Below are 24035 nucleotides of genomic sequence, written 5' to 3' on the forward strand. Positions count from 1 at the left end.
TGACTGTATGCATCTACCATCATTGATCATTGACCTGGCATTAATTTTAGGAGCGGCGGGAATCATTACGTTATTATTCAAGCGGCTGAAACAGCCTATGGTGCTTGGTTATATCATAGCGGGCTTCCTCGTGGGTCCTAACTTCCATCTATTTCCCACTATCGGTGACTCGGAGGGCATAAAAACCTGGTCTGAGATCGGTGTTATTTTTCTATTATTTTCCCTGGGGCTGGAATTCAGCTTCAAGAAGCTGATGCGTGTAGGAGGTACTGCCGTTATCACGGCTTTTGTGGAGATCTCGTTTATTACCATTGCCAGTTATTTTACCGGACAGCTGATGGGCTGGGGCTTTATGGACAGTCTTTTCCTGGGTGGGCTGCTGGCCAGTTCTTCCACCACTATTATCATCCGTGCGTTTGAAGAATTGGGCATCAAGAAAAAACCATTTACAAAAATTGTATTTGGTGTATTGGTAATAGAAGACATCGTGGTGATCCTCATGATGGTGTTACTATCTACTATGGCCGTCAGCCGGGAGTTTGAAGGTACCGAAATGTTATTCACCATCGGCAAACTGATGTTCTTCCTTGCGGTATGGTTTCTGGCAGGCATCTTCCTGCTGCCCACCTTCCTTCGTAAAATAGAGCGGTACATGAATGGAGAAACCCTGTTGATACTGAGTATTGCGCTTTGCCTTGGTATGGTGATACTGGCCACAAAAGTGGGTTTCTCAGCAGAGTTAGGCGCTTTCATTATGGGTTCCATTATTGCCGAAACCACTTCTTCAGAAAAAGTGGAACATTTGATCCAGCCTGTAAAAGATCTTTTCGGAGCCATCTTCTTTGTGTCCGTTGGTATGCTGATCAATCCCGAGATGATCATCGAATATCGCTGGCCGGTGTTATGGATTACGTTGCTGACGCTCGGAGGCAAATTCTTCAGCACTACCGTTGGTGCACTGATATCCGGTCAGCCGTTGAAACAATCGGTACAGGTGGGTATGAGTATGGCGCAGGTAGGTGAGTTTGCCTTTATTATTGCCACGCTGGGGTTATCGCTTGGTGTTACCAGCAGCTTCCTTTTCCCGGTAGCCGTGGGAGTTTCCGCCGTTACTACTTTCACCACGCCGTATATGATTAAATTTTCCGTGCCGTTGTACAACCGGCTGGAAAAGCTCATCCCTGCATCTTTAATGAACACCCTGAACCGCTACAGTGCCAGTTCTCAGACCCTGCAGGCGGAAAGCGACTGGCGCAATGTATTACGCAGCTATGTAAAGGTAATTGTATTGAATGCGGTGATTATGTTGGCCATTATCCTGTTAGACACGTACTACATAGGGCCTTTTATATTGAAATACATCAGTAGTCCATTCCTTGCGCGTGTCTTGTGTGTGATAGCAGGGATTGCGCTGATGTCGCCCTTTATCTGGGCGTTGATGGTGCAGAAAATCTCCAGCAACTCTTACAAGGCATTATGGCTCGATTCCAAATATAACCACGGCCCGCTGGTGGTAGTGGAAGTGGCGCGCAACGTGGTAGCCGTGCTGCTGGTGGGTTTCCTCGTAAAACAGTATTTCCCGTTCTGGCAGGCATTATTGGGTACAGCTATCATCCTGGGCTGCGTGCTGCTGGTGCTTCGCTCGCAGTTGCAAAAATATTATCAGCGTATAGAAAGCCGTTTTCTCACCAACCTGAATGCCCGGGAAGTAGCAGATGCAGCGTCCCGTAAAGCAGCAGCAGCGGACCTCGTGCCCTGGGATGCACAGGTATCGGAAATAGAAATAGATCCGTGGTCCAGCCTCGTCGACAAGCCCCTGATCGATTTGCAGCTGCGTGAAAAATATGGTATCAACGTCGGCGCCATCAGGCGTGGCAATGTGACTATTTACGCTCCTACCCGCGATGAAAAGCTCTATCCGCACGATATTCTTACTGCCATTGGTACAGAAGAGCAACTGGAAGAATTCAACCGCGTTGTCAATACCCTGAAAATCGAAAGGAGCGATGATGTAGCGGATGAAAATGTAGGTCTTACCAGCATCGTAGTAGATGAGCACAACGGACTCAAAGGCCAGACCATACGCCAGTCGGGCATCCGCGAAAAAACCCAGGCGCTGGTGGTAGGCATTGCACGTGGTGGCGAAAAAATATTAAACCCTGCTTCAGACACTATATTCGAGTGGGAAGATGTGGTTTGGCTGGTAGGGAACAGGAAGAAGATAGTGGAGTTTTCAGCGAATAAATAAAGAATTACGAATTAAGAATTACGAATTACGGATCAGAGCGAAGAGCATAGCGGATAACTTAAATGCTATTATCCGCTATGCTCTTCGCTCTGATCCGTAATTCGTAATTCTTAATTCGTAATTTTAAGGAATGCTCTCAGCACATACTGCAATATCCCTCCATTTCTGTAATACTCTATTTCAATCGCTGAGTCCAGTCTGCACTTTACCTGGAATGTTTTGGAAGCGCCGCCATCTGATATAGCCGTTACCGTTAGCAGCTTACCGGGCGTCATATCGCTGGCGATATCGCTGACAGAATAGGACTCTGTGCCGGAAAGGCCCAGGGATGCTGCGTTTTCACCGCCTACATATTGCAATGGTAACACGCCCATTCCAACAAGGTTGCTGCGGTGTATACGTTCATAGCTTTCGGCAATAACAGCTTTTACACCCAGCAGATTGGTGCCTTTGGCGGCCCAGTCGCGCGATGAACCACTGCCGTATTCCTTGCCAGCCAGAATAATCAGCAGCACTTTGTTGGCGGCATATTGCTGTGCAGCATCATAGATGGGCAATACGGTGCCGGTGGGAATGATGGTGGTAAAACCACCTTCCTTGGGCGACAGCTCATTTTTGATGCGTACGTTGGCGAAGGTACCACGGATCATTACTTCGTGGTTGCCCCGGCGGGAACCATATGAGTTGAACAAGCGGGGATCAATACCTCTGTCGAGCAGATATTTGCCCGCCGGCGTATCCGCTTTGAAAGAGCCGGCCGGAGAAATATGATCGGTAGTAACAGAGTCGCCCAGTTTCAACAATACCCGTGCATTTTTTATATCCTGCATGGCCTCCGGCGCATCAGGCAATCCTTTAAAGAAAGGCGCTTCGCGTATGTAGGTCGACTCCTGGCTCCAATGGTAATCTTTTCCGGTTGGCGCCAGCAATCCACGCCACTGATCATCGCCATCAAAAATCACTTTGTAGGTTTTCTCAAAATCAGCCTGTTTTACGGCAGCCGACACTGCTTCAGTGATTTCTTCCTGGGTAGGCCAGATATCGCGCAGGTACACGGGTTCTCCGTTCGGATCATAACCCAGCGGCGCTGTGAGCATATCTACATCGATACGGCCGGCAATAGCGTATGCTACCACCAGCATGGGCGAAGCAAGGAAGTTCATTTTCACCTGTGGATGCACCCTTGCTTCAAAGTTGCGGTTACCCGATAATACGGATGCCACAATAAGATTGCCTTTATCTACCGCTTCTGCAATGGCCGGAGGCAGCGGGCCACTGTTACCAATACAGGAAGTGCAGCCGTAGCCCACAATATGGAAACGCAGTGCTTCCAGTTCCGTCAGCAATCCGGAACGTTTCAGATATTCCGTTACTACGCGGGAACCCGGAGCCAGACTGGTTTTCACCCAGGGCTTGACGGTCAGGCCACGACTGATTGCTTTCTTCGCCACCAGTCCGGCCCCTATCATTACGCTGGGATTGGATGTATTGGTACAACTGGTGATGGCAGCTATCGTAATAGCACCATCGCTCAGCACATATTCTTCATTCTTTAATTTAATTCTGACAGATTTCAGATAGTCCAGTTCCACCGCCGCTACATCATCTCCATGTTTCTGTATTTCGTAAGTAAATGCCGTACCTGATCCTCCTTCGGAAAGCCAGGCAGTATCACGGCGCTTACCTTCCGGTGTATACATGCGCTTGAATTCCTTGTTCAGCAACGTTTCAAATTCATTGTGCAGATCCCGCACCAGGATGCGGTCCTGCGGACGCTTAGGTCCGGCCACAGCAGGCAGTATCGTATTCAGATCCAGCTCCAGTATATCGGAATAGGTGATTTCTTCCGTTCCATGACGCCAAAGCATATTTTCCCTACAATACGATTCTACCCGGGCAATGTCGGCGGCAGAGCGATTGGTACGATGCATGTATTGCAGGGTCTGACTGTCGATCGGGAAATAAGTAACCGTACAGCCAAATTCGGGCGACATATTCGAGATCGTTGCCCTGTCGGGAACAGAGAGATGATCCAATCCATCACCGAATACTTCTACAAATTTGTCGACCACCCCGTATTTACGCAACAGCTGCGTAATGGCGAGCACCATATCCGTAGCGGTAACGCCTTCTCCCAGTTTGCCGCTGAGTTTAAGACCAATCACCTGTGGACAGGTAAAGTAAATCGGTTGCCCGAGTATAGCGGCTTCCGCTTCTATACCTCCTACCCCCCATCCCAATACACCTATACCATTCACCATTGGCGTATGCGAATCCGTTCCTACAAGGGTATCCGGAAACTCCCATCCGTCACGGGTAATCACGCCCTGAGCCAGGTATTCCAGGTTTACCTGGTGGCAGATGCCCATTCCCGGCGGCACTACGGTGAAATTATCAAATGCCTGCTGGGCCCATTTCAGCAGCTGATAACGCTCTTTGTTGCGTTCATATTCGTAAGCCACGTTTTTGGTGTAAGAATAATCCGTACCAAAAAAATCCACCTGTACGGAGTGGTCTACCACCAGATCCACGGGGATAGCGGGATTGATCTTAGCACCATCCCTTCCCTTGCGGATGACCTCCGCACGAATCGAAGCAATATCCACTACTGCAGCTACACCTGTAAAATCCTGCATCAGCACACGGGCTGGCTTAAAAGGAATCTCCTTATCCGTTCCTGCGGGGTTCCAGTTAATCAGTGTGTTGAGATGTTCGTCGGTAATTGCGAAATTGTCGTGGTTCCTTAATACATTTTCCAGTAGAATCCTGATGGAAAAAGGCAACCGGGAGATCTGTTTTCCTTCCTTTTCCAGTTTGGCGAGTGAAGCTATACGTGGCTGCATAATCTGAGTTTATTAATAGTTTTTAAAAACAATGATGCTACCAATTTGTTTATAAAGATACCTTATTATAACCCGCTGCAAACCACCTGTATTAAATAATCCTGCAAATCCTTTGCAGACCTGCACATCGGAAATACGGGCGCATCATCTGCCCGGATATCATGCGTTGATGAATATCATGTAAGCCTGTTTACAAATGCCGCTCAAATCAATGACCAGAGCGGAATTACAACACTTCATCCGGCAGGCGGGAGCCACAGCCGCAACACATGTTGCTCCCTGCTTAATAGAAAAAATGCTGACAGACCGTTATCAGGCTTTTCAAATGCCCGGAGAGGGCATCCTGGAAGTGGTTCATTTCAGACTTTAGATCCACCAGATTTCCTTAGGATAAAATTCGTTTACCCGTACAGGTTCTCCTATCTTCGGCGTAGTAACTGTGAGGCCTTTTTCCACTGCTGCAGCTACTACCCGTTGTATAGATTCGTTCCAGGGATGGGTAGCCAGTGCAAACTTGGCCCAGTGTACCGGGAGCAACACTTTCCCCTGCAGATCAATGGCGGCCTGGGCCGTTTGCTCCGGCATCATGTGGATGAATGGCCAGTTGGGGTTATATTGTCCACATTCGAGTATAACCAGATCGAAAGATCCGAATTTGTCGCCGATCGCCTTAAAATGGGTATCGTATCCGGAGTCGCCCCCGATGTAGATCCTGTAGCCGTATATATCCAACACAAACGACGACCAGAGGCTGCCACCCCGTTTAAGACCGCGACCTGAAAAATGGCGTGCAGGCGTAGCCGTTAGCGTAACCTGCTCGTTTACTTTCGCCGTATCCCACCAGTCCATTTCTGTGATATTGCCTCCATCTGTCAGGCAGCTGAGATCCTTGCCCACTCCCAGAGAGGTGTAAATGGAGCGGGTATGCGGTTTTAATAGTGCTAATGTTTTTTTATCAAGATGATCATAGTGATTGTGGGTAATGACCATCATATCGATCTCCGGCATATCTGCCGGGGTATAGGCGTCGGCTCCGGGAAAAGCCTTTACCATAAAAGACATGGGAGAAGCGCTGCCGCTGAACACTGGATCCACGAGGATGTTGAATCCTTTTACATGGATGAGATAGGAAGAATGCCCGAACCATACCACTACCGGCTTTTCCGAATGGAGTGCCTTCAGGTCTGTTTTCACAGAAGGCAGCGGAGCCGGCGGCCTGACATTGGAAGGCCGGTTCAGGGCATCTTTCAACATCTGGTAATACGTAACGTCATCGGGTTTCATTGGGGTCAGCGACAGATTCTGAAAAGCACCATCACGGAAGTTCTGTGAGTGCTGTATCCTTGTTTTTATGGAAGATGATTGCATATATTAAACTGTTTCCTAACAAGAAGACGAACATCCCACAGAAATATTGTATGAGCTGTTAGCGGTTGGTACCCAGTATCCTTTTCCCTCTTGCCATCAGGCGCAGCAGGCGGGTATTCCCGTAGAAAGCGGAATGGTAGCGGGCATCAGCCTTCCTGCGTTCTCCGTAGGCCTGGATGATGGCATCAGTAGTAACAATTCCCAGCATTTTCCTGTCGGCATCGAGTACAGCCAGTATATCGGGCTGGAAAGTATCGAACAGTTCTGTCACCAGACTGATATCATCGGTCGCATAGGCGTAAGGCGCCTGTTTATCGAGGTGTTCCTGCACGTATGCGCTGCCGGGCTGCGTTGTCAGGGTTTCCCTGTTAAGGTATCCCTGGAAAATACCGTTGGCGTCCGCTACCGGCAGGTATCTATGAAACCATCCCTGTTGTTGCAGCAACAGTTCCTGTACCTTAGCAAGTTGCATACCGGGCTGGATAACCGGCTCCGGCTTTACAGCCACCGCGGCTACACGTATGAGTTGTAAGATATCAGGGGTATACTCATCCGGAGCAGATACACCACGGCGGCGGATTTTCTCCGTCATGATACTGCCCTTCATCAGGAAGAAGGAAACGAAATAGGCAGTGGTGCAGGCCCCTACCAATGGCAACAGCCCATGTGTCTGACCTGTAGTTTCGAGCGAAAAAATGATGGCTGTAAGCAATGCGCGGGAAGCGCCGGCAAACATAGCAGCCATGCCTATCAACGCTGCAGTGGCGATGTTGATGCCGCTGCCCGGGAACCAGTGCAGCACCAGTATGCCAAGTAACGCACCCAATGCGCCGCCGATGGTGAATAACGGCGCCAGTGTACCACCGGAAGTGCCGCTGCCCAGTGAAATCACCCATGACAGGTACTTGAGCACACAAAGCGATACAATCAGCATCAGCGGCGCCTGGCCGGTGAGCAGGGTTTTAATATTATCGTATCCTACCCCCATCGTATGAGGCGCATAATAACCGATCACCCCTACCACAATAGCGCCCAGTGCCGGCCACCACATCCAGTGGATGGGCAGCTTTTCGAACATATCTTCCACAAAATATACAGAACGGGAAACCCAGGCTGCCACCACTCCAATCAGTGCTCCCATGAGTACATAGGTAATCAGGGCACTGTCGGTCACTGAGGGAATATCAGGCATTGCAAATACCGGCTGACTGCCAAACAGCAGGATATGCATCCCGGCGCCGGTGATACATGCCACTGCCACGGGAATCACGGAGCGGGGCGAAAATTCAAAAAGTAACAGTTCAATCGCCAGTAATATCGCTGCGAGCGGGCTCCCAAAGATAGCCGACATACCGGCGCAGGCCCCTGCAGCCAGCAATACCTTTCTTTCTGCAGCAGAAATATGAATCACCTGCCCGGTAAAAGAACCAACAGCGCCACCAGTGGCGATGATCGGGCCTTCGGCGCCAAACGGGCCACCCGTACCGATCGAAATAGCGGCAGATATAGGTTTTAGCAAAGTGATCACCGGCGGGATCTTACTTTCATTCAGGATAATATTTTCCATCGCCTCCGGAATGCCATGTCCGCGTATGGCCTTACTGCCGAAACGGGCCATTACCCCCACGATCAGGCTACCTATCACAGGTACCAATACTACCAGCCAACCCAGCTGATTGCCCGCTGGCCCGGCTTCACTGAAAGAAAACCTGCCGTAAAACGACAGGTTAGTAATCAGGCTGATCAGCATCACCAGTGCTTTTGCGATAAAACCAATCACCAATGCGTTTAAAATAGCCTGCAAACTGAGATACAGCACTCTCCTGGACATGTTCCCGGCAAATTTCTTCTCTTTTTTATGACTCATACTATATAAAATGAACTAAAATATTTATAAACACACGCAAAATTATGATTCAAATCATATTTACAAGCATTTTTCCTGTTAAAAACGCGAAAAAATATTACTATTGCATCTATGAAAAAAGCCGGAACCTGCGATCTAAAAACCTGCTTCCTTTGCCAGTTCAGCATTCCAGAGTGGATTGCGGCGGTATCAGACCACAAGCAACACCTGTTTTTTAAAAAGAACGAGATCATTTTCCGGGAGGGCGAACCCGTAGAGGGGATTTATTTCCTGTACAGTGGCGGGGTAAAAGTCCATAAGCAATGGGGAGATGGCAAAGATCTGATCGTGAGGTTTGCACGACGGGGCGATCTGTTCGGCCACAGGGGCCTTGGCAGCGGGGAGCGATTGTATACAGTAACGGCCACTGCCCAGGAAGACACCACCGTTTGTTACACCAACCTGTCTTTTTTCGAAGCCTCTCTGAAAGTTAATCCCGAACTGACCCTGAAGCTGATGCAGTTTTATGCAGATGAATTGCAGGAAGCGGAGCGGAAAATGCGGAACCTGGTACATATGGATGTCAAAGGCCGCCTGGCAGATGCCCTGCTGGAGCTCAGCCGCCTTCATAAAGCCCCGCAGTTTTCTATCAGCCGCCAGGATCTGGCTTCATTTGCGGGCACTACCTACGAAACGATCTATCGCAACCTGCAGGAATTCATCCAGGAAAAACTGATAGCGGTAGACGGCCGATCCATCACTATTCTGCACGATAAAAAGCTGAGGAAATATATCCATTGATACACCAGTAATTACTGTCTGAAACACATTTATTCCTGCTTCCGGGGCAATTTCCCTCAGAATTGTCTAATTTTGCCACTTTCAGACCGGAAACCGGCCTGTACCTCAGCACATGTTAGCAGAAATTCACAACGGAACCGATGCACGGCAGTACCGGATAGCGACTTCGGTGTTCTTCTTTATTTCCGGTTTAGGTTATTCGTCCTGGGCATCCAGGATTCCCTCCATACAGCAACAGCTGCATTTAAATGAAGCACAACTGGGAGCTGTTTTGTTTGCGCTTCCGATAGGACTGATGCTGACCATGCCCGTCACCGGTAAGTTGCTGGGCGCCTTCAGCAGCCGTAAGATCATGATGTTTGGTGCAATGTTATTCAATGTAGTACTGAGTTTGCCAGGGTTTACCACCAATGTATGGCAGCTGGCATTATTACTGTTCTGCTTCGGATCTGCGAGAAACCTGCTGAACCTGTCTATGAACGCACAGGCGGTACAGGTGCAACACCTGTTTCCACAGTCGATCATGACCACCTTTCACGGCATTTGGAGTGTTGCAGGATTTACCGGCGCCGCCATCGGCTACCTGATGGTGAGTATGAATATAGCCCCTTCCTATCACCTGTTGCTGGTAAGCGTATTACTGCTTGGGTTTACGGTATACTACTACCCGAAAACCTTCCCGGACCAGCCGGTTGTAGAAACGACTAAACGTGCAGTATTTGCCCTTCCTGATAAATCACTCCTGAAATATTCGCTCATCTGCTTTGCCTGCATGGCAACGGAAAATACGATGTACGACTGGAGCGGCCTTTATTTCGAAAAAGTGATTGGAGCCAGCAAATCTACTGCCGTAGCTGCTTTCGTAATATATATGATAGCCATGACCACCGGCCGTTTTTCGGGCGACCGCCTGGTAAAAAAACTCGGTATCCAGCCCATCCTCCACTACAGTGGATGGCTGATACTCACCGGCCTTTTACTGGCCATCCTGCTGCCCTATCCTGTTACCGCAGGCATAGGCTTCATCTTTGCCGGCCTGGGCGTATCCTGCGTGGTACCGCTGGTATTCAGTCTGGCTGGCAAATCTAAAGGCGCTAACAGCGGCCAGACCCTGGCTTCGATATCCACCATCGGTTATCTTGGTTTCCTTGTAGTTCCCCCACTGATAGGCTTCGTAGCCCAGGCCACCAGCCTGCGTATATCATTTGCCGTTATTGCGATATGCGGAATGGGAATTGTGGGAATGACGAGGAAGAATTAGGAATATAGAATGAAGAATTAAGAAACTGAGCGAAGATATTAGCGGTTGGTGGTACTACTCGCTAATATCTTCGCTCAGTTTCTTAATTCTTCATTCTATATTCTTAATTCCTCTCTGTGTATTTCTCTCTCAAAACAGCCACTTCTTTCTCTCCAACTCCCAGTTCCTGCTCGAAGAAACGCTCTATGGTGCCGTATTTGCTCCTGATAGCGCCAAAGAAGGCCTGCAACAATTCCGGCCTCAGCTCCATCGATTTGAGAATAGCCGCTTCACTCATGCCGGTAGCCTGCGTTAATCCTTTGAACATTTGTTTGTTCATAGGTTGGAGGTAAACATTGCTGGCGGTGAAATCGGCTTCGATGGTTGTTTGTGGTACGCCCAGGATGTAAAGGAATAATGCGGTAGCCATACCGGTGCGGTCGCGGCCCCCGGTGCAATGATACATGATGGATTCATTTGCCGGTAATACCAGTAACTTCTGGAACAGCGGTTTATAGCGCGCTCCCAGATAGCGGGTTTCACTATAAAATTGGTCGAGGAAACCACCTTTTTTAATCAACTCAACCATTTGCGCGGCGCCAGGAAGACTGTCGCTGCCTGCCGGGCAAAGCTGGTAATCTGTGTTGGGAAGCAGTTTATCAGGCGCAGCAGCAGCTTCTTTCACCCCGCGGAAATCAACGACCGCGTGGATATGTTTATCTTCCAATACCAGCAAATCCTGAGGGGTCAGGTGGCTCACATCAGCGGAGCGGTATACTTTACCCCAGGCCACTTTTTTGCCATCAGTAGTTTTATAACCGCCCGCATCGCGGAAATTCACGGCCCCCTGCATACGTACTACACGCTGCGCACTGTCTGCCAGCTGCGCAAAAGATACTCCGGGTAAGGCGATCGCCAGTAACAGCATTATTCTTTTCATATAATTCCAATTATGATTGTTGATAGATAGATGGATGGTGTATAAAGATTTATTTGATAATATCCCAGCGGATGCCGGCCTGGCCACGACTGCCGTACCACTCGGTGGAAGCAATCCGGCGCTTATCGCCCATATAGGTTCTCAGCGGCTCGTTGGTGATATTGTTCAGCTCTGCAAACAGTTTCACTTTCGGCGTGATGCTCACTGTAGCAGATGCATCAACTGTAAAGTTTTTGTCGGTCCAGATGTAGAAATCCTTGCCCAGCTGCTGATTCAGGGTTTCCACTGAAGCGCCGCGGTAATTACCGGCAATACGTATCATCAGGCCCTTACGCTCGTAAAACAGGATACTGTTAAACAGGTGTTTCGATTGGTTAGGCAAACTGGTTTTATCACTCACCCGACTGGCACCCGTTCTGGGCACATTCACTTCGGAGTTGATAAATGTATAGTTCAGCTCTGCTCCCAGTCCGCCGAGGAATCCCGGAAGAAAATCGAAACGCCTGCTGATACCGGCTTCTATGCCAAAAAGAGAAGCATTGTTCAGGTTCTTCGATTGCGATACGATGTAATTGGTACCATTCTCTGTATAATAATTTTTGTCAGAAAAGATGACATTCTTTATCTGCTTATAAAAAACGCCGCCGGACAGTAAGCCGATATTATTGAAATAATACTCTGCCATCAGGTCGAAGTTGTTGGAGAAAGTTGGCTTCAGATCAGGATTACCTTTGGTGATGACGATGTTGGCACCGCTGTTATCTACTGATTCGCCGGGAGTCAGATCCGTGAAATTGGGGCGGATAAAAGTGCGTGTATACGCCGCTCTTACATTTGCCTGCTCATTGATACTGTACTTCAGGTGTAACATGGGCAACAGCGCATTGTAGTTATTGCTGACAGTTACAGGTGTGATGGTGGTGGCTTTCGGAGTCCCTTGTGTAGTAGCTTTGGAACCATGCAGGGCAAAGGAAGTATATTCATTCCTGACACCGGCCGTTAACCGCAGTTTTTCTGTAAGATCTATTTCTGCCATCGCATAGCCGGCTGCTACATCTTCCGAGCCTTTATAAATATTGGTAGCATTGGAAGCCGGTGTATAGTTACCAAAACCATTCTTTCGCAGGGTAGCGGTGTCGTACAAATCGAAGAGCTGTTGCTTGGTGATAGGATCTATCATGAACTGATCGTAGTTGCCACTCATTCCCCTGAAGAAACCTCCACGTACCGGAAAATCGGTACGCTGCAACTGGTTCAGCGACAGCAAGGCTGGCGAATTGGGGATTCCCAGTGCCGCACCGGGCAGATAAACGATATTGGATCCAAAAGTACTTTCCCGGTCTTTATGCCGGTATTTTCCACCAAATTTCAGATTTACCTTCGACGATGCATTTATTTTAAAATTCAGCTGTCCCGTTTTATCTTCTTCCTTTGTATCCAATTGCGCAATTACCAATTGCTGCAGGGTCAGTTTTGCAGGATCCATTACTTCTGTGCTGTTCTTCAGTCCTGCATCAAAATGCATGGCATCGCCTCCTATCCCATTCGGAGAATCAAACCCCCAATATCTTTTACCATCAGTGGAAAGATTATTAAACCCACCGGTGATCTTCTGCCGGAAGGTGGCAATAGGCAGTCCTTTGTTGTTGTTCGTAGGCGGAGTTTCGAGGAAATATTTGGTGTAGTAATCGCTGACTGTCCAGTCCATTTTCACTTTAGGCGACAGCTGATGCTCGCCTCCCAGTTCAGCACCATTCAACACTGTCTGATAATAGGAGTAACGATAATTGTATTGATAGCGGCTGTTGGTATAATCCACATAGGATTCATATACCGGGCGGATATCATTGAATTTGTCCATCAGTCCGCGCAGGAATATTTTATTGGCAGCGTTGAATTTATATTCCAGTCCAGCGTTCACACCATAGGTCTGCCTTTTCCCCATGTAACGTTTCAGCATTACGGTGTTGATGGATTTCTGCTGCACCGGGTCAGCGAGACCGGTATTATAGCTTACTTCAAATGCATCTGTTCCCCACTGGCGGTCCCAGATAGCGCCGGCCACCATTACGCCCAGCTTATCTTTAAAGAACCGGTCGCCGTACACGACGGAAGCATTATAAGTAGCGTCCTTCGAAAAGGTGTTATACCCGCCGGCGGCGCTCATATTTAATGTTCGTTTAGCCGGGGCCGTGCGGGTAACAAAATTGATGGAACCTCCGATGGCATCGCCTTCCATATCAGGAGTGATGGCTTTGGCCACCTGCACATACTGGATCATTTCAGAAGGCACAGCATCCAGTACAGAGTTGCGGTTACCGAGTACGTTAGCACTGGGCAGGCGATTGCCGTTGAACAGGGTGGAAGTCCACGCGAAAGGCGTTCCTCTCACTGTAGCAGCATCTGCTTCACCATGATAGCGCGCTACTGCCACGCCCTGTACCCTTTGCACCGCTTCCGCCGCATTACGATCGGGCAGCTTACCGATGGCATCCGCGGCAATTACTTCCATAATAGCCGTTGCATTCTTCTTGATGCTGAGTGCCTTGGCCTGCGAGGGCGCCATGGTGCCTTTTACCAACACCTCACCCAGTTTTCCACCCGTTGGTTCCAGCATAATCACACCGGCATCATTGATACCGGATTTTACATCCAGCTGAAACGACCGGGTTTCGTGACCTATATAAGATATGAGTAAAGTGATTTTTCCGGTAGTATGTACATTCAGGGTAAATGCACCATTCAGATCGGTGGCGGTACCCTGCTTTCCGGTTGCCGCCTGCACGGATGCACCAGGCAGGTGACCTTCTTTTCCATCAATTACGCCTTTGATCGTTTGTGCCTGCAGCCATGTTGCCGGTAACAACAACAGCAACAGGCCGCAACAGGAACGGGATAATTTCATAAAACTACAATTCATATGACGAGGTATTTTCCTGCAAAATTGATCCTCCGATGTCAGGAGCGCGACCGCATCGAACCAGTGGTACACGTGGGCGTATTTATGGGCTTAAACGTACTTACTTATTTTGATAATCAATGAATTAGAATGTATTACGAAATCATTACCAAATTTGCAGGAAGGGGTAAAAAGTGGCGTTTAACATTCCGGTAATATTGGTTGTCTACTTTAGGGGCATATCCGAACAAATGATTTATGTAATTGCAATCGGGGCATTTCAGGCGCTTACCGCCGTTGCATTATTGCAGAGCAGTAAAACACGCAGTAAGGCTGACCTGTTACTGATCCTGTTATTATGCAGCATTGCTGCACACCTGGCCATCAAATTTTTTATCTATTCATTTGTAGAAGATCATCAGGTGCGAACACAGATGAATACGTTTATCGGTTTCTGTTATGGACCGTTGTTATACCTCTATGCCTGCCGGCAGCGGGATCCGGATTTTATTCCGGCTTCGCGCTGGTATGTCTTTCTTCCATTTATCGGCGGCGCTGTCGGGTACCTGACCGTGGTATCGGTGTTGCAATGGTCGGCCGATGCGGGCTATGCGGTGTTGAAAGTGTACAACGATACAACCACCTGGGCAATGACTGCGTTCAGTTTCCTATTCCCGGTTCTGGCGCTTCGTATTGCACGCGATCTGGCTGATAAGCCGCAGGAGAAAAAACTGATCACGGGTATTAGCTATCTGTTTATGGGCATCGGGGTATTGTCGTTGCTGTTTACTGCTGCGAAGCAATTTGGCCTGGTAGCAGTTCCGCCTGTGATCTGCCGCGATATGGTATATTCCCTGCTGGTGATCATCTGCCTGGTGATCATCCGTTATAAATATGTAGGCATTATGGGAGGCCAGCCTGTGAAAGCGACCATTCCCGCCTCCGAAACAGTAACTCCGGTTGCTGAGCAGGAACCGCCTGTTGCTGCAGCCAGAAAGAATCAGTTATCGGCCAACGAACATCAACAACTCCTTCAATCCCTTGAAACTTATCTGCAGCAAACAAAGATCTTTACCGATGCAGAGTTAAGTCTGGATAAGCTCGCCAGAGGGTCAGGCCTTAACAAACACCACATCTCTGAAACGCTTAACAGTTATGCGGGCAAGTCGTTCTATCAGTTTATCAGCGAATGGCGAATCAGGAGAGCGATGGAGCAGATGCGTTTTATGACGGAGAAAGCGTTGCCGGTGAATGTGTTAACCCTGGCTTATGATTGCGGGTTCAAGGCTAAATCTTCTTTTAACCAGTATTTTAAAAAGATTGCGGGGGTTACGCCAACGGAGTATATAAAGGAATTGCGAATAGGGAATGTAGAATTAAGAATGAAAGCGGAGATCTAAGCGATTATTTGCTGTTGCCTGCTTTCATCCTTAATTCCACATTCTATATTCTTAATTCCCCTGCACCGCTCCCATCCCAATCCGTCCATTCACTACTCTTGGATTACCATCTATATCCAGTGTGCCGTTGACGTCGGTGGAAATAAGCTGGCCGGCATTCCTGGCAGGCGAACCTGACAGGATGTGCAGGTCGGGCAGCGTGATGCTGGTTAGCTGGGGGTCAAGTCCATAAAGAGAGGTAGCGTCCGCGCCTGAGGCAGATTTCCAGGCGTCGAAAGTGGTGATGATGTTGCTATTAGTACTGCCCCATATCCATTGGGGAGTGCCTGTTGTGTAGTACAGGTTGTTATCGATGATATTGTTTGATCCTGTGTTGGTGTACTTATGCACGAAGATATCTACCGGTCGTGCATATACGATATTATTTTTGATGACATTATCAAAACATTGTTCCGTGAGGCGGATCTCGCCTTCTATTTCTCCGTAAGCGCCCGGTTCCCTGTTGTTAAAGAAGAGTGTATTGTTTACTACGTAGCAATTGCGGGTACCGCCTGACGTGTAGCCCAGATAGCCACCGAGGTAAATACCTGTACGCCAGCAGTTGTACACAAAATTGTTCCTTACAATACAATTGCTTGTCGGGAAAGCGTCGTTTTCACTGACGATACCAATACCACGGTCGGCTTCATGTATTTTGTTCCTTTCAACGATAATATTACGCGCGCCATCTACATAAATGCCAATAGCTCCATGACCATGTACTCCCCCGATAGGGCCACGGGTCATGTCGATGTTATAAAGCTCATTTTCACTTATAACGCCATTACGAACGTAATTGAACGCCGGGTTGGAATTAGCGGCATATCCACCGGCTGCATCGATACCTATATTTTCCGTATTGTAGATAGTATTTCTGCGAATGGTAAATCCGTCTACATAACCATTGATGGTAAGGTTTTCACTGTACCCGGTTTTAGTGTCGTGGATGATATTATCTTCCACCAGTACATTTTTCATCACATCAGGGGTATTACCGGTTATTTCTATACCATGACCGCTTCTGCCCTGCCCCGGGTCTACATTGTGTTCAATATTGTAGATCTTGTTTTTCCTGATAATGATATTTCCAGATCCTGCTTCGGCAATAATACCATTAACAACAGCCCCGGCTGTGGTGCTTTTGAAATTGCAGATATCAAAGCCTTCCAACACTACGTAACTGGCATTATGAATGGTCACCAGCGCCTCTCTCCCGGTAACAGCCATCCCGCTGCCATCGATCACGGCTTTTTCACCGGGATAAGCTTTCAGGGTGATCATTTTATTGAGGAGGCCAGCGTGAGGAAACGTTACTTTCTCCGGATAGTTGCCGGCTCTTACCATCACTGTATCTCCGGGAATCGCTTTATCCAATGCGGCGTTGATACTTTTCAGCGGAGCATTGATGGTTCCGGCTGCGTTGTTGCTTCCGTCTGCTGCTACATACCAGGTTTTGCTGCCTGCTCCGACGGTATTACCGGCAGGCGCCACATTAGCTCCCTTAGAGCAGGCTGCTGCCAACAGGGCGATTAGAATAAAATGCATATTGGACTTAAACATACATAAAATAAAAGGGCAGCAACGTTGTTGTTGCTGCCCTGGTTTTAGAGGGGTTATTCAGAGACTATCTTCCGTACACGATTATTATTCTTATCGATCACATATACCACTCCATTTTTATCAACTGTAACACCACCCGGGCCGGCGAATGCAGCAGCTTCTCCCTTACCATCTGCATATCCTGAAGTACCGCTACCAGCATAGGTGCTAACATTCCAGGTACCGGCGCTGATCATGCGTATGCTCTGATCCGGATTAGAAGCGCCACCATCCCAGGTACCATTGCCGGCTACATAGATATTGCCATCACTGTCCAATGCAAGGCCCCAGGGATAAGCAAATTTCGCCACTGATCCGGCGCCGTTAACATATCCGCTGTTGTTCAATTGTCCGGCTATATTGGTGCGTGTCCAGCTGCCGGCTTTGAACTGTGAAATAACATGCTCACCATTTCCGGATACATAAAGATTGCCTGCTTTGTCGAATCCAATACCTGCAGGATATACATACCCTGATACTATCGCCTGCTGATCTTTCAGGCGATATACCGAACCATTAACATCACATACGCCATAATACACATCACCTGTAGTTTTATCAACGGCAATGCTCCAGGGAGATCCCTTTCCAAATCCTATAGTGGTAGCAGTTCCATCAGGTGTGATCTTCCGGATATCATAATTAATAGGATCAGCGGTATAAACATTGCCTGCATCGTCAGTTGCTAATCCGTATGGCGCGGCAAACCTGGCCGCAGCTCCTTTCCCGTCGGCATACCCATAGTTACCCGGGCTACCGGCTAATACGGAAACGTTACCAGCGGGATCAATTTTCCGTACGCAGGAATTACCCGGATCTGCCACATATACGTTACCGTTATTGTCGGTAGCGATGCCCATAGAGCGGTACCAGGCCTGACTATTAAAGCTAAATGCAGCGTCAGTGCCTTTTCCGTCGGCATATCCTGCCTTTCCGTTTCCTGCGAATGTAGTAACTGTTCTGGTGAATATATAGTTGAAGGGAGTGCTGCTTTTCACACTGTCTTTTCCTATCGCCACCGTTAATGTTCCTGAGCCGCAGCGCTTAGGCACTACTACCATTATCTGTTTGGTGTTCGCTCCTATTACGGTGCAGCGTTTACCATTCACTGTTACCCGGATGTTTGCCGTATCAGGCGAAAAATTATCGCCGGTGATCAGTATTTCCGTTTGTGCGCCACCGGTAGTGGGCGTAAAATCTGCTATGGTAACCGGTTGCCCGTCGGCATGCCCGAGATCTTTATCTTTTTTACAGCCGGCCATTGCTGCCGTCAGTAAGATACAACCAGTGAGTATATATGAATTCAGAGACCTGTTCATTGCAATAAATTAAAGTGTAAGAAAGAAATTACCATCCCGGGTTTTGCACCAATGCACGATCCCTTTCAATGTCTTTCTGTTGTATCGGGAACAGGTACATTCTGTTATCCCAGAATCTTTTCTGGAATAATGTCTTTTTATAAAAATCAGTAAATGAGAAGCCCAGGCCATTGTCGTTCGTATTCACGTTCATGCCGTAGATCGTCTGAATTTCCGGATTGTTCATCATCAGGCGGCGGATCAGCGTAAAATAGCGATCGCCTTCAAAGCAAAGCTCCAGCTCTCTTTCCTTCAGGATCAACTTTCTCATTTCCGTCTGATTGCCGACTGCGTTAGGGAATACAGTTTCGATACCAGGCAGGCCGGCGCGGGTTCTCACCATGTTCAGGTAAGTAATGATATCGCCATTGCCCGGATCATACTCATTCAATGCTTCTACATAATCCAATAGTATCTCGGAATAACGGATAAGTATATACGGAGATCTGTATGCACCCGCGCCCATTGAACGCAGGTTATCGTTCGGGCTCACCAGCTTAATCGGCAAATAGCCGGTGGTCACATTACTTCCCTGGGAAACCATCCCTGCTTTTCCGTTATAGTAGAACTCAATTCTGCCGTTGCCATCTTTGTTATTGTCTGACGAAAAATAATTCCGGTCATCTACAGTGGTGGCAGGTAGCACTGGCCGGCCATTATAGGCGATATAGGCATAAAACCGGGGCTCACGGTTGGCATACATGTTCCAGTCGCCCGTTTTTTGTTCCCAGTAATTCTGACCGGATTTTGCAGCAAAGCCGGTTTCTACATAACCAGAGGTAGGATCGGTAATCGGCTTACCATTACTCATATAAAATGCATCTACAATATTCTGTGTAGCATTGTAGAGGTTATAACCGGCAGGCCCGGGGGAAACGCAGATCGTCCATCCCCAGCGGTTCCAGTTCATGGTAGCCATGATAATTTCATTGTTCCAGTTAGTCAGGAACAGATCTCTTACAGAGAGGTACGGATCGAAAGAGGAGCCTCCGTTGTCGAGATTGGTAAACAGCCGGTAGTAGCCGGAATCAATGACAGCTTTAGCTGCACTGGCAGCTATTTTCCATTTGTTCTGATCGTAGCCTGCCGGCGCTAATGGTGTACCATCCTGGTTTTTAAAGGTGGTAAAGCTGGAATTGCCGTTCCAAAGCGGACTGGCGGCCCATTGTGCTACTTTCGCCTTTATAGCAAGACAAGCACCTTTGGTAACCCGGCCATTATTGGAGGAAGAGCTCCATACGAAAGGCAGTCCGGTAGCTGCCTGGTCCATCAGTTCATTGATATAGGCGATACAGGTATCGAATGGTGCACGCGGAAATTTGTTGAAGTCGGTATACTGACTTTCTACTTTGGTGAGCTTCACGAAAGGCCCATACTGCCTCAACAACATCCAGTAGAAGTAACCGCGCAGAAAACGGTTCTCCGCTTTGTATTGTTTTTTCAGATCATCACTCAGCTGATCGGAGGGTACCTTATCTATATTATCTTCAAAAGTAAATGACTTGCGGATGCCAACATAATAGCCGCCCCAGTTGTAATAAGACCAATCAGACGCATTCCAGTTGCCGGACACCATTTGCCGGATAACCGTACTGGGGATAGTGATGGAAGATTCATCACTGAGGCCTGCATTGGCGTATAGCCCAACATCAGCGTCGGTTCCATATCCAACACAGTAATTGTAAATATTATACAGATAGGATTCCGCATTGGCCCTGGTTTTCCATATCTGTTCATCAGTCAACAGGTTGTCCGGTTTTTTATCAAGATACTTACTGCACGATGTCAGTAGCACGACCCCCATACTGATCATCAAAAGAAACGGAAATTTATATCTGGTCATAATGTGTTTTTTTGAATTGATTAAAACTGCGCTCTGATACCCAGGGTAACCGTTTTTGGATACGGATATTTTGCAGCATTATTTCCCAGTTCGGGATCCCATAATTTGAACTTCGAAAATGTGAGCAGGTTGGTAGCCGAGAAGTACGCCTGCAGGCTGCTGATCCCTTTCCGTTTCATTTCGGGCGTGATAAAAGAGTAGCTGAAAGTAGCCTGTTTGAGGCGCATGAAGCTACCGTCGCGGAGCCACCAGGAGCTGTTAACGTAGTTGTTATCACTGGTGCTGGCAATAGTTAACCGGGGATAATGTACATTCTGGCTGGGATTATCAGGCGTCCAGCGATTCATGATGTCTGAGATAACGCTGGCGGTGTATTGGCCCATACCTGCGAAAGGCACGATACCAACACCTGGGGCCCCGGCTCCCGGCATCTGCACATCTGAACCGTTGGCCATAATGCCCACATCTGCTACACCTGCAAATACAGCGGATAGTTCAAATTTTTTATATCCCAGATTGAAACCGTAGCCGTAAGACCAGGTAGGAAAACTGCCTTTGCCCAGATAAGTCTGATCGTTACCATCAACCCTGCCATCTCCGTTCAGGTCAGCATATTTTACATCTCCGGGATAAACCACCCGCATTTGCGTGGGACTTTTAGCTACATCATCCGCACTGGTAAAAAGTCCCAGACTCTTATAACCATAGAACTCAGAGGCAGCGTGCCCTTCCTGTTGTTGATAAGGATATATGGCAATAGGATTATCTGCATATATAATCTTATTACGGGCATAAGTAACGTTACCGAATAAACGAAGCGAGAGATTTCTACCAATGCGACTGGTATACTCCAGGCTTCCATCGATACCCTTGTTTTCCATTTCTCCAACATTACCATATAAATTCACGGAAGAATAACCGCCTATCGGAGATATAGATCTGCGTCCTACCAGTATGGAGCTACGGTGATCCCTGAACGCATCTATTACCAGATTCAACTTATTCCATAATCCTACTTCAAGGCCTACGTCTGTTTTAGCAGATTTTTCCCAGGTAAGATTTTCAGTGCCCAGTACATTGGCAGAGATGCCACCATACCACGTAGGAGTTCCGGTACTGCCAAAAGAAACACCGCGGCTACCAGAATAATAAGTGAGATACCCAAACCTGTCACCACTCAGCTGATCATTACCGGTAGTTCCATAAGAACCTCTTATTTTCAACAGATTGATAGTATGTACCAATGATTCAAAGAAACGTTCTTTAGAGATCACCCAACCTGCTGAAAACGCTGGGAAATATCCCCATCTTTTTCCTTTCTCAAAGTTCTCTGAGCCCGTTGCCCCCATATTCACTTCCGCAAGGTACTTGTCCATGTAGGAATAGGTGATCCTGGCAGCAGCATTCTGGCTTCTGAAGGGAATGGCGCCCTTGAGATCACCGGCGGATCCAACAAGTCGATTACGGATACTACCTACCACCAATCCACCAATATTATGTTTACCGAAACTACGATCGTAAGTGAGATTGCCTTCCAGGTACATCATACGCTCCCCAGAAGAAGAAGAACCATATCCGAGATAGGTATCTCCTATGCGGGTTTGTGTTAATGCCAGGCTGCCGTCTTCATTCCTGCTGCCAGCGTACCACAGGTCGTTATTGCCTTTGCGGCTGTTGTCAAATTCTCCGTAGGTATCAAAGGAAAAACGCACATTTGCGCTCAGGCCTTCTGTGAGCGCATCCAGTTTCTGGTTAACGGATAAAACAGATTGAATGGATGGTTTGAATTCAGTACTATAACCTGCGTTCTGTACAATATTAAAAGGATTGGCGCCACCATTATTGATGGGACCCGCCCATTTACCGCCGGGATAAGACACCGGGAATGAGATAGGATTGGTGCCGTAAGTGCTGTACCAGATAGTAGCAGCGGAGTTGCCGGGATAACGGCTGTTTACCAGCATAGAAGCCAGGTTCAGAGAGAGAACAGTAGTTTTGGTAACATTCAGGTCTACATTACTCCTGAAGTCATACCGCTTGAAATTAAGGTTGGGATTGTAGTTAATATTCTTCACATTATACTGGCCATCCTGGTTATAGAACGACATGGATACATAGTAACGCATAGCCTCACCACCACCGCTTACATTCACGTTCGCATTGGTCATGGAAGCCCAGTCTTTATAAATAGTTTTGATCCAGTTTACATTCGGATAAAGGTACGGATCAAGGCCACTGGCGGTTTTACGGATAGTTTCATCGGTATACAAAGGCTGATCGCCCTGGTTCACCCGGGCTTCATTGAACAGCTTCATATAGTTCACGCCATCCAGCATTTCCGGCAGCCGGGTAAGCCCACTGAAACCTGTTTCTGCTTTGGCAGATACTCTGGGTTTACCGGCGATACCCCTTCTGGTAGTGATAATCAGTACACCGTTAGCGCCTTTTGCACCGTATACAGCGGTAGCGGAAGCATCTTTCAGCAGGGAAATACTCTGGATATCCTCCGGATCGATGTTGTTGAACGCGCCACCATAGGTGCTGTTCACATCTTCTCTCTGTACACCATCCACAATAATCAGGGGCGATACACTTCCTGTAAACGTGCCTAAACCACGGATGGTGAAATTGGGATTGTCGTACCCGGGTTCACCACCTGCGCTCTGCATAGAGATCACGCCAGCTACTTTTCCTACCAACGCATTAGTCAGCGAACGTACCGGTGTTTTCATATCTGCCATATTAACGGTAGATACCGCACCTGTTACAGTTACTTTTTTCTGGTTACCGAAACCTACTACCACCACTTCATTCAGCTTGTCTACCTTTTCAGTAAGACTCACTTTAATTGTACGCTGACTAAGTACTTTCACTTCCTCAGGATTCATACCCATCATGGCTATACGCAGTACATCATCCTTGTTGGCATTGATAGAAAAAACGCCCATGACATCGGTCACCGTACCTTTCTGGTTATTGTCTTTAATGGTGACGGTGGCGCCTGGTAACGGGTTACCGTTTACATCCATAACAAGGCCGCGGATCAGCCATCCTTCGGGCTTTTCCTGGGGCGCTGCTGAAGAAGCCGGTTCCGATACTGCTTCCTTTTTATCCAACACGATCCTGTTCCGCTGCAACACATAATGGATGTTTCTGCTTTTGAAAATATAACTCAGCACATCTTCCAGCTTTGCCTGCTGAAAATTGAGCGAGATCTTTTCTCCATCATTCAGTAACTGGTTGCTGTAAACGAGGGTAAGGCCCGTCTGTTTCTTGATGGCCCTGAAAACCTGCAGCAGCGGTACATTATTACCGGTAAGTGTGACGATGGATTGCAGCGAAGGCGAAGGTGTTTGTGCTTTCACTGTAAAAGCCGTGGTGCATAGCAGTATACATAGTACCAGCATAGGCACAGCGTTTCGCATAGCCACCTGGATGTGGCATACACTTTTTCTCATTCGGGAATTATTTACAAGTTAATCGATAATACAGCCATTGACAGGCTCTAAATGCATTCGGAACAGTTTGTTTAAACAGATGTTGGCCTGCTATTCCTTCCGCAGGAAAAGCAAATAAATACGACAATTATTTCATGTTCATACTGTTTTAGC

At 47.9% G+C, this 24035-nt stretch carries 15 protein-coding genes; 6 read left to right on the forward strand and 9 right to left on the reverse strand.

Features of this window, described 5'->3' with window-relative positions:
- The first annotated feature begins 7 nt into the window (after positions 1 to 7).
- Entirely contained in the window at positions 8 to 2248 is a 2241-nt protein-coding gene (locus tag UNH61_RS22820; RefSeq protein ID WP_326994323.1) for a cation:proton antiporter, read from the forward strand.
- A 110-nt stretch (positions 2249 to 2358) separates the two neighbouring features.
- Here the strand turns inward: UNH61_RS22820 and acnA are convergent, their stop codons facing one another.
- Entirely contained in the window at positions 2359 to 5091 is a 2733-nt protein-coding gene (acnA, locus tag UNH61_RS22825; protein ID WP_326994324.1) for an aconitate hydratase AcnA, read from the reverse strand.
- Between the two features lie 211 nt (positions 5092 to 5302).
- Here acnA and UNH61_RS22830 point away from each other — a divergent pair, with 211 nt between their 5' ends.
- Entirely contained in the window at positions 5303 to 5461 is a 159-nt protein-coding gene (locus UNH61_RS22830) for a hypothetical protein (RefSeq protein ID WP_326994325.1), read from the forward strand.
- Here the strand turns inward: UNH61_RS22830 and UNH61_RS22835 are convergent.
- On the reverse strand, positions 5458 to 6459 hold the full coding sequence (locus UNH61_RS22835; protein ID WP_326994326.1) for an MBL fold metallo-hydrolase: 1002 nt from the start codon (positions 6457 to 6459) through the stop codon (positions 5458 to 5460). The genes UNH61_RS22830 and UNH61_RS22835 overlap by 4 nt on opposite strands.
- Before the next feature lie 58 nt (positions 6460 to 6517).
- On the reverse strand, positions 6518 to 8326 hold the full coding sequence (locus tag UNH61_RS22840; protein WP_326994327.1) for a chloride channel protein: 1809 nt from the start codon (positions 8324 to 8326) through the stop codon (positions 6518 to 6520).
- 111 nt (positions 8327 to 8437) lie between these two features.
- Here UNH61_RS22840 and UNH61_RS22845 point away from each other — a divergent pair, with 111 nt between their 5' ends.
- A complete protein-coding gene (locus UNH61_RS22845; protein WP_326994328.1) occupies positions 8438 to 9106 on the forward strand; it encodes a Crp/Fnr family transcriptional regulator in 669 nt (222 codons plus the stop codon).
- Positions 9107 to 9218: 112 nt separating this feature from the next.
- Positions 9219 to 10367: an MFS transporter gene (locus UNH61_RS22850; RefSeq protein WP_326994329.1), complete on the forward strand. Its 1149-nt coding sequence runs from the start codon at positions 9219 to 9221 to the stop codon at positions 10365 to 10367.
- 103 nt (positions 10368 to 10470) lie between these two features.
- Here UNH61_RS22850 and UNH61_RS22855 read toward each other — a convergent pair whose 3' ends face one another.
- Together UNH61_RS22855 and UNH61_RS22860 are read right to left on the reverse strand one after the other, a co-directional pair.
- Positions 10471 to 11286 (reverse strand): tyrosine-protein phosphatase, encoded by an 816-nt coding sequence (locus tag UNH61_RS22855; RefSeq protein WP_326994330.1) that lies wholly within the window; start codon positions 11284 to 11286, stop codon positions 10471 to 10473.
- A 49-nt stretch (positions 11287 to 11335) separates the two neighbouring features.
- Positions 11336 to 14191, reverse strand: coding sequence for a TonB-dependent receptor (locus UNH61_RS22860; protein ID WP_326994331.1), 2856 nt, complete (start codon positions 14189 to 14191; stop codon positions 11336 to 11338).
- Positions 14192 to 14206: 15 nt separating this feature from the next.
- Here UNH61_RS22860 and UNH61_RS22865 point away from each other — a divergent pair, with 15 nt between their 5' ends.
- Both UNH61_RS22865 and UNH61_RS22870 read left to right on the forward strand, forming a co-directional pair.
- Complete coding sequence (locus UNH61_RS22865; protein ID WP_326994332.1) at positions 14207 to 14329, forward strand: hypothetical protein; 123 nt, start codon at positions 14207 to 14209, stop codon at positions 14327 to 14329.
- Positions 14330 to 14436: 107 nt separating this feature from the next.
- Positions 14437 to 15585, forward strand: coding sequence for a helix-turn-helix transcriptional regulator (locus tag UNH61_RS22870; RefSeq protein ID WP_326994333.1), 1149 nt, complete (start codon positions 14437 to 14439; stop codon positions 15583 to 15585).
- A gap of 51 nt (positions 15586 to 15636) precedes the next feature.
- On the opposite strand, the gene UNH61_RS22875 is transcribed toward UNH61_RS22870, so the two are convergent.
- The 4 genes from UNH61_RS22875 to UNH61_RS22890 all read right to left on the reverse strand — a co-directional run bounded on the left by UNH61_RS22875 (position 15637) and on the right by UNH61_RS22890 (position 23882).
- Positions 15637 to 17169: a right-handed parallel beta-helix repeat-containing protein gene (locus tag UNH61_RS22875; protein WP_326994334.1), complete on the reverse strand. Its 1533-nt coding sequence runs from the start codon at positions 17167 to 17169 to the stop codon at positions 15637 to 15639.
- 68 nt (positions 17170 to 17237) lie between these two features.
- Positions 17238 to 18542: an SBBP repeat-containing protein gene (locus UNH61_RS22880; RefSeq protein WP_326994335.1), complete on the reverse strand. Its 1305-nt coding sequence runs from the start codon at positions 18540 to 18542 to the stop codon at positions 17238 to 17240.
- A gap of 28 nt (positions 18543 to 18570) precedes the next feature.
- Positions 18571 to 20424: a RagB/SusD family nutrient uptake outer membrane protein gene (locus tag UNH61_RS22885; protein ID WP_326994336.1), complete on the reverse strand. Its 1854-nt coding sequence runs from the start codon at positions 20422 to 20424 to the stop codon at positions 18571 to 18573.
- A 20-nt stretch (positions 20425 to 20444) separates the two neighbouring features.
- Positions 20445 to 23882, reverse strand: coding sequence for a TonB-dependent receptor (locus UNH61_RS22890; RefSeq protein WP_326994337.1), 3438 nt, complete (start codon positions 23880 to 23882; stop codon positions 20445 to 20447).
- Positions 23883 to 24035 lie beyond the last annotated feature (153 nt).

Source organism: Chitinophaga sp. 180180018-3 (genome assembly GCF_037893185.1).
GTDB lineage: Bacteria > Bacteroidota > Bacteroidia > Chitinophagales > Chitinophagaceae > Chitinophaga.